The organism is Synechococcus sp. KORDI-52 (assembly GCF_000737595.1).
In the GTDB taxonomy this organism is placed as follows: Bacteria; Cyanobacteriota; Cyanobacteriia; order PCC-6307; family Cyanobiaceae; genus Parasynechococcus.
Map to the genome: position 1 here is coordinate 185,572 of NZ_CP006271.1, position 13,535 is coordinate 199,106.

A 13,535-nucleotide genomic window follows, 5' to 3' on the forward strand; every position below is an offset into this window, starting at 1 on the left:
CGATGGCCTCTGCGGACGCAACCCCGGCGGCGAGCGGTGGTCCAGTGTTGGGGCGCTGGCAGGGGCTGATCGCGCCGGCTCCGGCAGTGCTGCACCGCCTGGAAGGACTAGCGGGGATTCTCCTGCTGGTGTTGCTCACGGGTCTTCCGGTGCTCACACGCCCGGGCCTGGCTCTGGTGATTGCAGCCTGCGGCGCCCTCTGGCTGCTCTGGAGCCTCTGTAGTCCGCCCCATCGCATCGGGGCCATCTCACTGTGGCTGATGCTTTTTCTGGCCATCGCGATTGTGGCCACAGGATTTTCGCCGGTTCCGATCGCCGCCAGCAAAGGCCTGGTCAAACTGCTCAGCTACCTGGGTGTCTATGCCTTGCTCTGCAAACTGTTGCTGAGCAACGGGCGATGGTGGGACCGGCTGGTCGCCGGACTGCTGAGTGGCGGCCTGCTCAGCAGCGTTCTCGCCTTGCGTCAGCTCTATGCCTCCAGCGAGGACCTGGCCGGCTGGGCGGATCCGAATTCCATCGGCGCCGGCACCATTCGGATCTATGGACCCCTGGGGAACCCCAATCTCCTGGCGGGTTATCTGCTGACGCTGATTCCCTTCGCAGCGATTGCTCTGCTGCGTTGGCGGGGTGTGGGAGCCCGGTTGTTGGCCGGCACCACATTGGTGCTGGCGGGAACAGCCACGCTGTTCTCCTACAGCCGTGGGGGCTGGCTTGGGATGGTGGCTGCCGGCGCCGTGCTGCTGCTGTTGCTGCTGCTGCGCTGGACCCGCCACTGGCCCCTGGTCTGGAGACGTCTGGTGCCCCTTGCCGTGTTGGTGGTTGGAGCCGCTTGTCTGGTGGTGGCGGCCACCCAGATCGATCCCATCCGCACACGCATAACCAGCCTGCTGGCGGGACGCGGAGATAGCTCCAACAATTTCCGCATCAACGTCTGGATGGCAGCGATCCAGATGGTGCAAGACCGCCCCTGGCTGGGTATCGGCCCTGGCAATGCGGCGTTCAACAGCATCTATCCCCTGTATCAGCAGCCGAAGTTCAACGCCCTCAGTGCCTACTCCGTTCCCTTGGAGATCCTGGTGGAAACCGGCATTCCCGGGCTGCTGGCCTCCCTGGGAATGCTGGTCAGCAGCCTGCGGCAGGGACTAAAGCAACTCAACACTGACGGGCCAAGCGCCTTGGCAGCCATCGCCAGCCTCGCCGCCATAGCTGGTCTGCTGATGCAGGGCAGCACCGACACGATCTTCTTCCGCCCCGAAGTCCAAGTGATCGGATGGTTTGCCCTGGCCACCCTGGTGAGTCGACCCGGGGAACCATGAAGCTGCTCGCAGGATTCGATGCAGGGCAGACGCACACCCGCTGCCGCCTCAACCTCATTCGAGACGGCTTGCATCAGCCTGTCGGCGAAGGCGAGGGGCCTGGTGTCAGTCATCTGGATGCCCCCCGTGGTGAGGACCGTTTTCTCGAGGCGATCCGCACCAGCGCGCAGCAGGCGCTTAGGGATCACCCCGATGGCGTGATCCAGGCGGCCGTTGTCGGAGCCAGCGGCATCGAACATGGCACGGCGTTGCAACAGCGCGCCGAACGGTTGGTGCGCCAGGCACTGAGCCTCGGCGATGGCGTCCGACTGGACCATGTGCTGGTCACCGGAGACGAACGCACGGCCTTACGAGGTGCGATCCCGGAAGGTGCAGGAATCCTGGTGATCAGCGGCACGGGAATGATCATCGTGGGCCGAAACAACAGCGGCCATGAACACCGCTGTGGCGGCTGGGGATGGCTGCTGGATGGAGCCGGCTCAGCCTTTGATCTTGGCCACCAGGGCGTGCAACTGACCCTGCGCATGGCCGATGGACGTCTGCCCGACCATCCCCTGCGGCAACTGATCTGGAATCGGATGGGATGCGACAGCCATGCAGCCGTGAAAGCCCGGGTGGTGCAGGCCGAGTTCGGCACGGCGGAGTTCGCTGCTCTGGCTCCCCTGGTGGTGGACGCGGCAAACATGGGCTGCTCAGGTGCAGAGGAGATCGTCAAGCGATCAGCAGCAGGCCTTTCGAGCGGTGTCAACACCGTGGCCCGGCGTCTTTCGCTGGTCTGCCCACTGGTGATCTGCCAGGGGGGAGCCATCACTCATCTCATGGGTTTCCGAACGGCCGTGCAACAGAGCATCCGTCAATCGATTCCCAACGCCCGCTGGGGTGAGGCCAGGGGCGATGCCTGCCATGGCGCACTGCTGATGGCGGAGGACTTGATCGTCAGGCCACGTTGAGATGGTCCTCTGCAACAGCGGCCAGATGCCCCGTCCAATGCTCGACAGCTGCTGATTGCTCCGCTTCCACCATCACCCGCAGCACAGGCTCCGTGCCGCTGGCTCGCACCAGAATGCGACCGGTCTCGCCCATCGACTGCTCCGCCGAGGCAATGGCGTCGGTCAGAGGGGTGCACGTGCTCCAGTTCTTGCGTCGCGCACGGTCCAACACACGCACATTGACCAGTTTCTGGGGATAAGCGTGAAAACTGCGGTCCAGCCAATCGCTGAGGGTGATGCCCTGGGCATGGCACAGGGTGGCCAGCTGCACAGCAGTCAGGACGCCGTCGCCACACAGCCCGTGGGAAGCCGAAAGAATATGGCCTGATTGTTCGCCACCAAGGGCAGCGCCACTGGCCACCATCGCCGCATGGACGTGCTGGTCTCCCACCGGTGTTCGATCGAGGTTGCCGCCCCGCTGCTGCCAGGCGCGCTCGAAGCCGAGGTTCGACATCACGGTGGCCACCAACCGCTGATCGGGGAGCGCCTGCTGATCCTGCAGCACGGATCCCCAGAGGAAGAGCACGTGATCTCCATCAATGATGCGACCACAGCCATCCACCGCCAGCATCCGGTCGGCATCACCATCGAAGGCAAACCCCATCGCCGCGCCGCGCTCGATCACAGCCCGCTGCAGCGGTTCCAGATGAGTTGAACCACAAGCCACATTGATGCGGGAGCCATCGGGTTCCCCATGGAGCACGGTCAGATCAGCCCCCAAGGCACTGAAGGCATCCGCACCACAGGCTGTCGCCGAGCCCCAGCAGAGGTCGAGCACGATGGGGACGCCGTCGAGCCGGCGATCCGCCACCGATTGCTGCAACACCTCCCGGTAGCCATCGAGGAGATCGGCGCTGGAGCGCGCCACGCCGCAACGAAATGCACCATCTTCAACCCCGGAAAGCTGGCCCTTCAGGCCTGCCTCCACCTGGGCCTGACGGGGGGCACTGAGCTTGGCACCATCGGCCCCAAACACTTTGATGCCATTGTCTGCGGGAGGATTGTGGCTGGCGGACACCATCAGGCCACCGGCAGCACCAAGCTGACGAATCAACAGCGGAACCGCCGGTGTGGGACACAGGCCCAGGGCCCACACATCGCGCCCGGCTGCCGTTAATCCGGCTGTCAAGGCCGACACCACCATGCTGCCGCTGGTCCGGGAATCCATTCCGATCAGAACAGGGCCGTCCGCCTGCAGAACCCGGCCAACCCAGTAGCCCACCTGGAGACACAAGGCGGGGGTGAGAACGGAGCCGGCGAGCCCACGGATCCCATCAGTACCAAACCCTGGCGCAGCGTCACCGAGAGCGGGGCCGATCGGGGAGCACGCCTTTTGAACCATCGGTCTCAATCGTGGACAGCACCATAGGGAGCGCCTCTGACGCTGGTCCGCAGGAACGTGACAGGTGCAGCTCTGCCCTCAGCGTCATCTCGGCCGAGACAACACTCGCCATTCCTCTGCAGAGCATCAGAATGCAACGAGTTCAAGGTTGGGTGTGCAGGCAGGGCCGCGAATCGGAACACTGCTGCTCCTCTCCGTCGCAAGTCTCAGTGGATTGGCTGCATGGGGTGGGCAGCAACTGCTGAATAGGCTTCATCAACCCCTCACCCCACAGCTCTCGCAAGCGCAGCTCTGGCAGCGCTACCGCTGGTCCATCGATCCGCAGACCCGGCGAGAAGCCGCTTTGTTGATGGTGGCCAGAGATGAATCAGATGAACTGCTCAACGGCCAAGGCTGGGGGCGCGCTCCAATCGCTGCGGTGGTGCTCGAACGAACAGCCCTCACCGCCGCTGCCCAGGGCAAGACATCCGTGGCCGAACACACCTGGCAACGCCTGCTGGATCGCTTTCCCGAAGCGCCCGGTTCTGCCTGGGCTCGCTTGGCCCTCGGCCAGACCAACCCCGTGCTTCACCAGCAGTTGCTGCGGCGGCAACCCGCCCACCCGGCAGCGCTCTCCTTGGCAGCAGGCAATGGGTCCGAACAGCTGCTGAACCATCAAGGAGCCCTGCACCTAGCCCGCTGGAATGGGCGGCAGCCAGGGGCCCTGGCGCTGATGCGGAACGCCTGCCAAGCCGCAGGACCCCAGGCACCCCAGCCCGATCAGCGTCAGATCCTGGCCCAGGCCGTGGCGAAACGAGGCCATCCTGAAACCGCACTGGACTGCCTCCAGGGGATCGATGTCACCCCGGAGACCCAGCTGGCCATCGGTCGCTCCCTGCTGCTGCATGGCAACCCTGAGGAGGGAACAGAGCAGCTTCTGACCCTGGCGCAACACCATCCTGACCACCCCGCCAGCCTTGAAGCGGCGCGGATCCTGAGCGAACCGCTTGATCCAGACCCCGAAGTGCTGGATGCCCTGCCGGCAGCTGTGCAGAGGCACTCGGCCGCCGTTGCCGCGGCCCGCGTCCGACTGGCCGACGGCGACGGCGCGGCGGCCGTCCTGAACCGATGGCCCCATGATCCCGATGTCTGGCAACTCCAATGGGACCTGGCCCGCAAGGCCTTTCTTGCTGGGACTTGGGATCGTGCACGCAACCTGCTGGAACGCCGCGAAAAGGATGGGCCCCTGCCTCCACCATTGGAAGCACGACGGTTGTTCTGGCTGGGGCTCAGCCAAAACGAACTCGGCGAAACGGCCATGGCGGAACGCACCTGGCGCCACCTGATCAGGTCCTTCCCAGCGGGCTACTACCGATGGCACGCCATGGATCGGCTTGGAATCGCCGAACCCCTGGATTTGCGTTCCCCAGAACAAGAGCAATACCCCCCAACCTGGCAACCCCTCAACAGCCAGAACGCCCTGGTGAACGAGCTTTGGCGCCTGGGCCAGGCGCACGCCGCCTGGGAGGCCTGGCAGGCCGAGAACGATCCTGCGATCATCCCGCCACCCGAGGAACGTCTTACCGAGGGCAGGCTGCGCCTGGCCCTCGGGGACACCTGGATGGGATTGGATCAGCTGTGGTGGCTCAGCCTGCGCTGGCGTGACCCCAGCTGCCAGCAACGGAGCCTTCTTCATCGCAACCAATTCCCTCGTCTCTTCGAAGCTGAGATGACGACAGCGGCAGAGCGAGAAGGTCTTCGAGCCAACCTGTTGCGGGCCATCGCCAAACAGGAGTCGCGCTTCGCACCTGGAGTCGTCTCCCCTGCTGGGGCCGTTGGTGTGATGCAACTGCTGCCCTCCACGGCCACGGAAATGGCTGGCGCACCCACCAGCATGCTGATGCTGAAGGATCCCGCCAACAACATTGAACTTGGCGCGCGCTACCTCAACCAGTTGCTGGAGCGCTGGGACAACGACCCCTTGCGCAGCATTGCCAGCTACAACGCCGGGCCCGGTGCAGTCAGCGGATGGCCACAGCCCACAGATGCGGATGATGCCGCGCTCTGGGTGGAGCGCATTCCCTACCCCGAAACGCGCTTTTACACCAAGAAAGTGCTCGACAACCTGCTCGGCTATTCAGGTGAGTCTCAAGCCTTCTGCGACCAAGCTGAGCGTGGGCTGCGGCAGCAGCGTGGCCGTGGCAATGCCACCGATCACGACAACACTCATCCAGAGCAAGCAGATACCGGAAGCGGGCAAAACGCCAATGCGGATGAGATCGAGCCTGGCCAACAGCAAGGCTGACGCCAGGATGAGCACGTCAGTGAACACATTGAGCTTCATCAGATAAAGGCCACCGGTGATCACCACAAGCAGCGTGACCACCAACGTCATCACCCGGCTGGACGCCATCAGCAACGACACCTGTCGCAACAACAGATCCGGCATTGTGCAGAAGATGACAACCACCTGGGCCTGCAGGACAACAAGGCACCAGAACCAGGCCGCACTCACACCGTAGAGAGACGTGAAACTGGGCTGAACAAGCTGCCAATGGTGGCCGAGCACAAGCGCAACAAGAAACAGCACCGTCAGCATCGGTGCCCGAACAGGAAGGCTCAGCAATCGGAGAAATGGCATGGAGTCAAGGTAGCGGCAGCCTTTCGGAGGAGCTGCCAGAGTGACTGCTTCGGTTGAAGTGCGATGACAGGGTCCCCAGAGTCTTCGCCCCTGGGCACAGCACAGCGATGGGTGCTGGTTGCCGTCGCGGTTGCTCTGGCCCTCGGTCTTGTGATCCTGCGCGGTGGCATTCAGAGCGAAAGCCCGATGGAACAGCTGGCGAGACAATCCCTCGACCCGCAAACAGCACTGACCAACGGACGTCCAACGCTGATGGAGTTCTACGCGGACTGGTGTCAGGTCTGCAGAGAAATGGCACCCTCAATGCTGGAACTGGAGGAGACCTCCCGAGAACAACTCAATGTTGTTCTGGTGAACGTCGATAACCCCCGTTGGCAAGATCTGGTTGATCGCTACGACGTCAACGGCATCCCCCAGTTGAATCTGTTCAATGCCGAGGGAGAGCCGAGGGGTCGATCCCTTGGCCTGCGCAGTGCTGAAGAACTGCAACTGCTGCGTGCAGCACTGCTGGAGGATCAGCCTTTACCCGCCCTGCCTGGGGTCGGCACCATCAGCCGGCTAACGCCTCCTGGCTCCGCTGACCGTGCCTTGGCTGGAGCGTCGAGCCAACCCACAGCCGGGCCCCGAAGCCATGGTTGACACGCCTCGCCATGATCACCGCAACTCGTCACTCCGACGCCCCCATGGACCGCTTTCGGGTCGATCTGATCGCAGCCACGCCGAACCCGCAGCAATGCGTGTACGCCGCCATGCATCAGGACTACAGCGAAGGGTTTGTGGCCGGAGACCGTGCGAGTTGGCCGGATGAGCAACGGGCAGGAGAGATCTGCGTCAAACGTCTGCTGTCTGGAGAGCGGGGCCACTACGGCCCGATGGAACACGCCCAGATTGTGCTGAACGTGGGCTGGTTCCCGCACTCGGTGATGCAGCAGGCACGCACCCACCGCGTCGGCGTGAGCTTCGATGTGCAATCGATGCGATACACCGGCGACCGCATCTGTCGCGCAGCGGATGGGGCCCTCGACCTTGAGGAGGTGTTTTATCTAAGGCCCGTCGGGGAGTACAGCGACCGGCAGGGCAAGAAATACGCCTACACCGAAGCGCTGCGCAACCAGGATCTAGAGCTGTGCCGCAGCGCCGCCGAGCGTTACAGAGACCTTCTCAAGGCCGGCTTCGCCGAAGAACATGCCCGCGGCATCCTTCCCTTCGACTACCGCCAGCATTTCGTGGTGAGCTTCAGTCTGCGGGCATTCCTGCACTTCATGGATCTGCGGGCCAAGCTCGATGCCCAACTTGAGATCCGCCAGCTCTGCGATCTGATGTGGCCCCACATGGTGGCGTGGGCCCCTGAATTTGCGGCCTGGTACGAAAAGACCAGGCTGCACCGAGCACGACTGGCCCCGTGAATCAAGCGATTTAAACCTTGGCCAGGGTCACCCGTTCCGGCTGATGCTGGTATTTGCCTTGTCGATCGCTGTAGGTGGTTGAACAGGGATCACCTTCAAAGAACAACAGCTGACAGATGCCTTCATCGGCATAGATCCGGCAGTCAGCACCAGAACTGTTGCTGAATTCAAGGGTGAGGTGGCCCTCCCAGCTGGCTTCTGCTGGAGTGGTGTTCACGATGATCCCCAAGCGTGCATAGGTGCTCTTGCCCAAGCAGATCACGGTGATGTTGGGGGGAACCCTCAGCTTTTCCAACGCCACGCCAAGGCCATAGGAATGCGCCGGAAGTATGAAGTAGCGCCCGTCGTCATCTTCATGCAGCGGGGTGGGCTCCAGGTTGGCCGGGTTGAACCGCTTGGGGTTCATCACCGTGCCCGGCACATGCCGGAAGATCAGAAATTCCTGGGGAGACAGGCGCAGGTCATAGCCATAGGAGGAACAACCGAAGCTCAGCACGGGGCGCAGCTTCTGCTCCGGATCCAGATGACGGACAAGGCCACTTTGGAAGGGCTCGATCATGCCCTGTCCGGCCTGTTCAGTGATCCAGCGATCGCACTTGAGCATCAGAAACCTCGGCGCAACTCCGTGACTTGATCTGCCATCTCCACCACACCGGAGGGGATTGCAGGTCCAGTGATGATCACATCCATCGAAGCGGGCCGCTGCTCAAGGGCCTCAATCACATCCGCCTCATTGAGGTATCCGAAAGTCACAGCAAGGCCGATTTCATCCAGCACCAGTTGATCGAGATCACCCTGGATCAGGTGCTGACGGCAGATGGCCCAAACCGCAGCCACCGCTTCCGCACCACCGGGATGATCCGGCGAGGAGAGACAGAGAGGCACCTCGGGCCGCAGCCAGACAAGGCCGCCACAGAGTTGAACGCGACCGGCGGGTCCCTGTTGCACGCCCCCTTTAAGGAACTGACTGATCAGAACACGACTGCCCAAGCCGGCGGCACGCATGGCTTGGCTGAGCACACTGGCGAAACTGCCTCGGTAGGGCGCCGTGTGCACCTGCAACTGCCCTTCGGGTGCCACCACATACAAAGGTGGTGGGTCGGAGACGGCAGGCAAGGAAGTGAAGCCGGCGCGCTGCAGAGCCTGCTGATCCCGATCCAGGGAGTTCTGGAAGGCTTGGGGGTCGACAAGGCTTGTGGTCATCGCGGCAACATCCGTCCGGGCGACCCCGGCAAGACCTTGAATGTAGCGGCGAGATGACATTCCACAAGGGGATTGACACCACCCATGGTGTTTGAACAGGGCGAGAACCAACCGCCTGCGAGGCTTGAACAACTGCACACCACCAATGAGCCAACCACCTGGACACCGCACCGATGGTCGAAGCCCGCGGCAGTTGCGACCGTTCTCGGTGAGCTGGAATCCCATGGGGTTTGCCTTGAGCTCCCTAGTGGTTCACACCGGTCGAACCGCTGTTCTCTGCAGCGTCTGCCTGGAGGAGAAGGTCCCCCGCTGGCGCAAGGGAGAGGGGTTGGGATGGCTCAGCGCCGAATACCGGTTGCTCCCGGGCTCCACGCCGCAGCGGCAATCCCGAGAGTTGATGAAACTGTCGGGCCGAACGCAGGAGATTCAACGGCTGATCGGCCGCAGCCTGCGCGCCGTGATCGACATGGAGCGCCTTGGGGAGCGCACCTTGCTGATCGACTGCGATGTGATCCAGGCCGATGCCGGCACCCGGACGGCGTCGATCACCGGGGCTTGGCTGGCCCTTGAACAGGCCTGCCGGTCGCTCGTGCAGCAAGGAGTGCTGGAACAATCACCCCTGGTCGACCAGGTGGCTGCCGTGTCCGTCGGCCTTGTGAATGGCGAAGCCTTGCTGGATCTCGACTACAGCGAGGACAGCAGGGCTGAGGTGGACCTGAATGTTGTGCAGGCTGGCGATGGTCGCCTGCTGGAGATTCAAGGAACAGCGGAAGGAGCCCCCTTCAGCCGCAGCCAGCTCAATGATTTGCTGGATCTTGCGGAGCCGGGCCTGACATCCTTGATGCAGGCGCAACATGGAGCCTTGAACGAGCACAGCAGCTTTACGTAATAACGGCTACATGGCGGCCACCGATGGCTCCGTAACTTCGCTTCATCAGGGGGGTTGTCATGACCAGTAGCCGAGGTTTCAGCCGATACGCCCCACAGATGGTGGCTCCAGCTCCCAGTCCAGAGCCGGCCAATCGCTCCCTGTTGGAGATCATCCGCGATCTGGATGGCGCCAGCAGTGAGCTGGTGGACCGCAACAAGACAATCTTTTTTCCCGGAGATCCCGCCGAACGGGTGTATCTGATCCGCCGGGGAGCTGTTCGCCTCTCCCGCGTGTATGAATCAGGCGAAGAGATCACGGTGGCCCTGCTCCGCGAGAACAGCCTTTTCGGGGTGCTCTCCTTGCTGACCGGTCAACGATCCGATCGCTTCTATCACGCAGTGGCCTTCACCAGGGTTGAGATGGTGACAGCACCGGCGACATCCGTGAAGGCCGCCATCGAAGCGGACACCAGCGTTGGGCTGCGCTTGCTTCAGGGCCTGTCCAGCCGGATTCTTCAGACCGAAACAATGATCGAAACCCTGACCCACAGGGACATGTCTTCGCGTCTGGTGAGCTTCTTGCTGGTGCTGTGCAGAGATTTCGGCGTGGCCGATGAGCTGGGCATCACCATCGATCTGCGCCTGTCGCATCAAGCCATCGCTGAAGCGATTGGCTCAACCCGCGTCACAATCACGCGTCTGCTGGGAGACTTGCGCCAATCCGGTCTGGTTCAGATTGATCGCAAAAAAATCACCGTTCTGGATCCGATCGCTCTGGCCAAACGCTTCAGCTAGACAGCAACGCGACCGACAGGTGCAGCCATGAGCGGCTGGGCGTTAATCCTCGTTCTCCTGGTCCTCGGAGGCGTGCTGTCGACCCTGGGTGACCGGTTGGGCAGCCGCGTTGGCAAAGCCAGGCTGAGCTTGTTCAAAATGCGCCCGCGGCGAACCGCCGTTCTGATCACAGTGCTGACTGGCAGCCTGATCAGCGCACTGTCGCTCGGCCTGCTGCTGCTGGTGAGCCGCCAGCTGAGGGTGGGACTGTTTGAACTTGATGCTCTGCAAGCCCGGCTCCAGGACAGCCGACGGCAGCTCGATGCAGCCGAACGGGAACGGGACAAGACCCGAACGGACACCAAGCGGATTGCTGCTGAGCTCAAGCAGGCGCAGCAACGGGCGGACACCCTGCGCCTTGAACTGGCTCCGCTTCAGGACGAACGCGCCCAACTCGAGGCCGAGCGCGAACGATTAACCCGCGATATCGCCTCCCGCGATGCCGATATCCAGCGAACGGAAGCTGAATTGAAGAGTGTGCGCAGCCGCATCCGATCCGGTGAGCAGGAACTCAAGGATCTCGAACGCAATCTGGTCGCCCTCAGACGTGGGTCGGTGGTGATCAGCAGCGGACAGACCTTGGCGCGAGCAACGGTTCGGCTCGACGCTCCAGAGCAAGCAAAACTCGCTGTCGACAGGCTGCTTCAGGAAGCCAATCTCAATGCCTACGCCAAGGTGAGGCCGGGTGAAGCCCCCAAACGCCAGTTGATCCGCGTCCCCCGCAGCGACGTGCAACGGCTGCAAAGCATCATCCGAGAACCGGACACCTGGGTGATCTCACTGCGCTCCGCCACCAATGTGCTGCGCGGCGAAACGGCGGTGTACGCCTTCCCCGAGGTGCGTCCCAACCGTCGGGTGGCGCAAAGCGGGGACGTGCTGGCCACCACCACACTGCAACAGGATGAACGCACTCCGGAGAGCATCCGCACACGCCTGAACCTTCTCCTGGCTTCGGCCTATGCGGAGGTGCAACGGCGGGGATCCCTCACGGAAGGGCTGCAGTTTGATGGATCGGCCGTCTCTCAACTGGCCCAGAGTCTGATGGAAGAGCCCAGCCAAAGCGTGATCTTGAAGGTGATTGCTTCTGGGGTCAGCGAGAGCGCCGATCCTGTGGTCGTCAAGATTGAGGCCTCCCGATGAAGCGGGTTGCGGTGCTCGATCCAGGCCGCTGCAAGTGTGGCCTGGTGCTGGCCGATCTTGATCTTGGACTTGTCCGCGAGGGCCACCTCCTCACCCCAGAGGCCGTGGAACCCTGGCTGGAGCGGTGGAATCAAGACCAACCTCTGGACCGCATCCTGATCGGCAATGGCACGGGAAGCCAGGCATGGATCAAACGGCTCAAACGCCTGGGCAGCCTCACGGTGATTCCGGAACAGGGAAGCACCCTGAGGGCAAGACAGCGGTACTGGACGCTATGGCCCGCTCGAGGTTGGCGCCGAGTCCTGCCGACGGGGCTGCGCATTCCACCGGTGGACCTGGATGCTGTTGCCGCCCTGGTGATGCTGGAAGAGCACCTTCAATGCCACCTGCGATGGCCAGAGCCGGCCCCAAAGTTCGTGCTCAGAACCGGGCCCTGACCATGAAGGTGTAGTCACCTCCCGGTTCAAGCTTGTAATCGGATCGCACCAGGAACCGGCGTAGGGCATCCTCGATCAGAGCCCGTCCCAAGGACGGTTCCACCACCAGCTCACCCCGGTCAAACCCCCAGGAAAACTGCCACTCGAAGCCACCGGCCGAAACCTCGCCCTCCACACACTTGGCCTGAAAACACTGGCGGAGCACCCGCAGATGGGCTGTTGTCGCCGGAAGCGCCGGCATCAGTCGTTGCACTCCAGGTCATGGCGGAACCCGTTGATCCAAGTTCCAGCGCGCTCAAAACTTTGGCGCTGAAGACGTTCGATCGCCTCCAGAACAGCATCAAGAACCGCCTCGACACAGGGTTGCTCCAGCTTGCTGAAGGGACCAAGAACATGGGACACCGTTCGGGCTCGACGCTCGGCAGGGTTCTCAGCTGGTGCACCTATGCCGATCCGCAATCTCGGAAAGGCCTGGGTTCCGAGATGCTGAATGGTGCTGCGCAGTCCGTTGTGACCACCAGCTCCACCCTGAGCCCGCAGCCGCAGGCGACCGAGGGGAAGATCCATGTCGTCCACCAGCACCAGCAGTTGGTGCGGTTCAAGCCCAAACCAATCGAGGGCCGCACGGATCGCCCGACCGCTGTCGTTCATGTAGGTCTGTGGCATCAAGAAGCGCAAACGTCGATCCCCCACACCTGTATCGGCGGCCAGACCATGCAGCTTGGCTTGCTGCCGAAAACTGAATCCAGAACGGTCACTCAGAAGCTCCAACGCCATGAAGCCGATGTTGTGACGTGTTCCGGAATATTTGGTCCCTGGATTGCCCAGTCCGACCACCAGCTTGAGATCAGTGGTCATACCGCTGGAACAACTCAGTCGCTGGGGGGAAGTTCTTCAGCCGGTTTGACCGTGTCGTCAGGCATTTCCGGCTCAGCCATGGCTTTGTTGATCTCCCGTTCAAATTCCTTGGAGGCCGACTGAAAACCCTTCAAGGTCTTGCCCAAGGTACGACCTAGTTCTGGGAGCCGCTTCGGACCAAAAACCAACAGGGCAACGGCGCCGATGACCGCCATTTCGGGGAGACCGACGCCGAAGATGTTCATACGTCCAGATCAGCCCAGGCCGTTCCAGTTCACGTTGATGCCCTCAAGGATCAGGGACTTGTTGTAGAGCTGGAGGATCACCAACAGAAACACCAGGAACAGCACCATGAAAATGCCCATAACGGGAGTGGTGCCCCATCCGGGAACCACCTTGCCGTATTCGGAGTTAAGGGGGCGGAGAAGGTCTCCCAGACGGGTGCGTTGGGCCATGGCGACGCCGGGTCTCGGGTGGTTTGAAGTCCCGATACTGTAGGGGCCGACTCCGGTTCGGGGTT

At 62.4% G+C, this 13,535-nt stretch carries 16 protein-coding genes and 1 pseudogene; 9 read left to right on the forward strand and 8 right to left on the reverse strand.

Annotated features, from left to right (window positions below; all coding sequences use genetic code 11):
• Positions 1 to 2: 2 nt before the first annotated feature.
• Entirely contained in the window at positions 3 to 1,316 is a 1,314-nt protein-coding gene (locus KR52_RS01045; RefSeq protein ID WP_038551381.1) for an IctB family putative bicarbonate transporter, read from the forward strand.
• On the forward strand, positions 1,313 to 2,266 hold the full coding sequence (locus KR52_RS01050; protein WP_038551383.1) for a BadF/BadG/BcrA/BcrD ATPase family protein: 954 nt from the start codon (positions 1,313 to 1,315) through the stop codon (positions 2,264 to 2,266). Before KR52_RS01045 ends, KR52_RS01050 begins: the two co-directional genes overlap by 4 nt.
• Here the strand turns inward: KR52_RS01050 and glmM are convergent.
• On the reverse strand, positions 2,253 to 3,647 hold the full coding sequence (gene glmM, locus KR52_RS01055) for a phosphoglucosamine mutase (protein WP_038551386.1): 1,395 nt from the start codon (positions 3,645 to 3,647) through the stop codon (positions 2,253 to 2,255). The two genes, KR52_RS01050 and glmM, sit on opposite strands and share 14 nt — an antisense overlap.
• 1,708 nt (positions 3,648 to 5,355) lie before the next feature.
• Between glmM and KR52_RS15320 the strand changes: the two are divergent.
• Positions 5,356 to 5,670 (forward strand): annotated as a pseudogene (locus KR52_RS15320) (transglycosylase SLT domain-containing protein); the annotation flags it as partial.
• 93 nt (positions 5,671 to 5,763) lie between these two features.
• On the opposite strand, the gene KR52_RS13445 reads toward KR52_RS15320, so the two are convergent.
• Positions 5,764 to 6,252, reverse strand: a complete 489-nt coding sequence (locus tag KR52_RS13445) for a hypothetical protein (RefSeq protein ID WP_371257690.1) — start codon at positions 6,250 to 6,252, stop codon at positions 5,764 to 5,766.
• Between the two features lie 78 nt (positions 6,253 to 6,330).
• Between KR52_RS13445 and KR52_RS01065 the strand changes: the two genes are divergently transcribed.
• Positions 6,331 to 6,906 (forward strand): thioredoxin domain-containing protein, encoded by a 576-nt coding sequence (locus tag KR52_RS01065; protein ID WP_038551388.1) that lies wholly within the window; start codon positions 6,331 to 6,333, stop codon positions 6,904 to 6,906.
• Positions 6,907 to 6,950: 44 nt separating this feature from the next.
• Positions 6,951 to 7,673, forward strand: coding sequence for an FAD-dependent thymidylate synthase (gene thyX, locus KR52_RS01070; protein WP_038551392.1), 723 nt, complete (start codon positions 6,951 to 6,953; stop codon positions 7,671 to 7,673).
• Positions 7,674 to 7,683: 10 nt separating this feature from the next.
• Here thyX and dcd read toward each other — a convergent pair whose 3' ends face one another.
• The gene (dcd, locus tag KR52_RS01075) at positions 7,684 to 8,277 is read right to left on the reverse strand and encodes a dCTP deaminase (RefSeq protein ID WP_038551395.1); all 594 of its coding nucleotides are present in this window, start codon (positions 8,275 to 8,277) and stop codon (positions 7,684 to 7,686) included.
• The gene (locus KR52_RS01080) at positions 8,277 to 8,876 is read right to left on the reverse strand and encodes a cob(I)yrinic acid a,c-diamide adenosyltransferase (RefSeq protein ID WP_038556667.1); all 600 of its coding nucleotides are present in this window, start codon (positions 8,874 to 8,876) and stop codon (positions 8,277 to 8,279) included. The genes dcd and KR52_RS01080 overlap by 1 nt, the downstream gene beginning before the upstream one ends.
• Before the next feature lie 145 nt (positions 8,877 to 9,021).
• Here KR52_RS01080 and rph point away from each other — a divergent pair, with 145 nt between their 5' ends.
• From rph to KR52_RS01100, 4 genes are read left to right on the forward strand one after another with little or no spacing between them, the layout of a single operon-like run.
• The gene (gene rph, locus KR52_RS01085) at positions 9,022 to 9,765 is read left to right on the forward strand and encodes a ribonuclease PH (protein ID WP_038551398.1); all 744 of its coding nucleotides are present in this window, start codon (positions 9,022 to 9,024) and stop codon (positions 9,763 to 9,765) included.
• Positions 9,766 to 9,824: 59 nt separating this feature from the next.
• Complete coding sequence (ntcA, locus tag KR52_RS01090; RefSeq protein ID WP_038551401.1) at positions 9,825 to 10,541, forward strand: global nitrogen regulator NtcA; 717 nt, start codon at positions 9,825 to 9,827, stop codon at positions 10,539 to 10,541.
• 27 nt (positions 10,542 to 10,568) lie between these two features.
• Complete coding sequence (locus KR52_RS01095; protein WP_038551405.1) at positions 10,569 to 11,720, forward strand: DUF3084 domain-containing protein; 1,152 nt, start codon at positions 10,569 to 10,571, stop codon at positions 11,718 to 11,720.
• Positions 11,717 to 12,157 (forward strand): resolvase, encoded by a 441-nt coding sequence (locus KR52_RS01100; RefSeq protein ID WP_038551408.1) that lies wholly within the window; start codon positions 11,717 to 11,719, stop codon positions 12,155 to 12,157. The genes KR52_RS01095 and KR52_RS01100 overlap by 4 nt, the downstream gene beginning before the upstream one ends.
• On the opposite strand, the gene KR52_RS01105 is transcribed toward KR52_RS01100, so the two are convergent.
• The 4 genes from KR52_RS01105 to psbH are packed head-to-tail and all read right to left on the reverse strand — an operon-like array spanning position 12,141 to position 13,470.
• On the reverse strand, positions 12,141 to 12,398 hold the full coding sequence (locus KR52_RS01105; RefSeq protein ID WP_038551411.1) for a DUF3146 family protein: 258 nt from the start codon (positions 12,396 to 12,398) through the stop codon (positions 12,141 to 12,143). The two genes, KR52_RS01100 and KR52_RS01105, sit on opposite strands and share 17 nt — an antisense overlap.
• A complete protein-coding gene (gene pth, locus KR52_RS01110; RefSeq protein ID WP_038551414.1) occupies positions 12,398 to 13,015 on the reverse strand; it encodes an aminoacyl-tRNA hydrolase in 618 nt (205 codons plus the stop codon). Before pth ends, KR52_RS01105 begins: the two co-directional genes overlap by 1 nt.
• Positions 13,016 to 13,029: 14 nt before the next feature.
• A complete protein-coding gene (locus KR52_RS01115; protein ID WP_038551417.1) occupies positions 13,030 to 13,260 on the reverse strand; it encodes a TatA/E family twin arginine-targeting protein translocase in 231 nt (76 codons plus the stop codon).
• 9 nt (positions 13,261 to 13,269) lie between these two features.
• Positions 13,270 to 13,470 carry a photosystem II reaction center phosphoprotein PsbH gene (psbH, locus tag KR52_RS01120; RefSeq protein WP_006849996.1) on the reverse strand — a complete coding sequence of 67 codons (201 nt, stop codon included), beginning with the start codon at positions 13,468 to 13,470 and terminating at the stop codon, positions 13,270 to 13,272.
• Positions 13,471 to 13,535 lie beyond the last annotated feature (65 nt).

Bases quoted from the DNA above. Each gene is read 5' to 3' on its own strand.
- KR52_RS01045 (WP_038551381.1), top strand. From the start codon at position 3: ATGGCCTCTGCGGACGCAACCCCGGCGGCGAGCGGTGGTCCAGTGTTG.
- KR52_RS01050 (WP_038551383.1), top strand. From the start codon at position 1,313: ATGAAGCTGCTCGCAGGATTCGATGCAGGGCAGACGCACACCCGCTGC.
- glmM (WP_038551386.1), bottom strand. From the start codon at position 3,647: ATGGTTCAAAAGGCGTGCTCCCCGATCGGCCCCGCTCTCGGTGACGCT.
- KR52_RS01065 (WP_038551388.1), top strand. From the start codon at position 6,331: ATGACAGGGTCCCCAGAGTCTTCGCCCCTGGGCACAGCACAGCGATGG.
- thyX (WP_038551392.1), top strand. From the start codon at position 6,951: ATGGACCGCTTTCGGGTCGATCTGATCGCAGCCACGCCGAACCCGCAG.
- dcd (WP_038551395.1), bottom strand. From the start codon at position 8,277: ATGCTCAAGTGCGATCGCTGGATCACTGAACAGGCCGGACAGGGCATG.
- KR52_RS01080 (WP_038556667.1), bottom strand. From the start codon at position 8,876: ATGACCACAAGCCTTGTCGACCCCCAAGCCTTCCAGAACTCCCTGGAT.
- rph (WP_038551398.1), top strand. From the start codon at position 9,022: ATGAGCCAACCACCTGGACACCGCACCGATGGTCGAAGCCCGCGGCAG.
- ntcA (WP_038551401.1), top strand. From the start codon at position 9,825: ATGACCAGTAGCCGAGGTTTCAGCCGATACGCCCCACAGATGGTGGCT.
- KR52_RS01095 (WP_038551405.1), top strand. From the start codon at position 10,569: ATGAGCGGCTGGGCGTTAATCCTCGTTCTCCTGGTCCTCGGAGGCGTG.
- KR52_RS01100 (WP_038551408.1), top strand. From the start codon at position 11,717: ATGAAGCGGGTTGCGGTGCTCGATCCAGGCCGCTGCAAGTGTGGCCTG.
- KR52_RS01105 (WP_038551411.1), bottom strand. From the start codon at position 12,398: ATGCCGGCGCTTCCGGCGACAACAGCCCATCTGCGGGTGCTCCGCCAG.
- pth (WP_038551414.1), bottom strand. From the start codon at position 13,015: ATGACCACTGATCTCAAGCTGGTGGTCGGACTGGGCAATCCAGGGACC.
- KR52_RS01115 (WP_038551417.1), bottom strand. From the start codon at position 13,260: ATGAACATCTTCGGCGTCGGTCTCCCCGAAATGGCGGTCATCGGCGCC.
- psbH (WP_006849996.1), bottom strand. From the start codon at position 13,470: ATGGCCCAACGCACCCGTCTGGGAGACCTTCTCCGCCCCCTTAACTCC.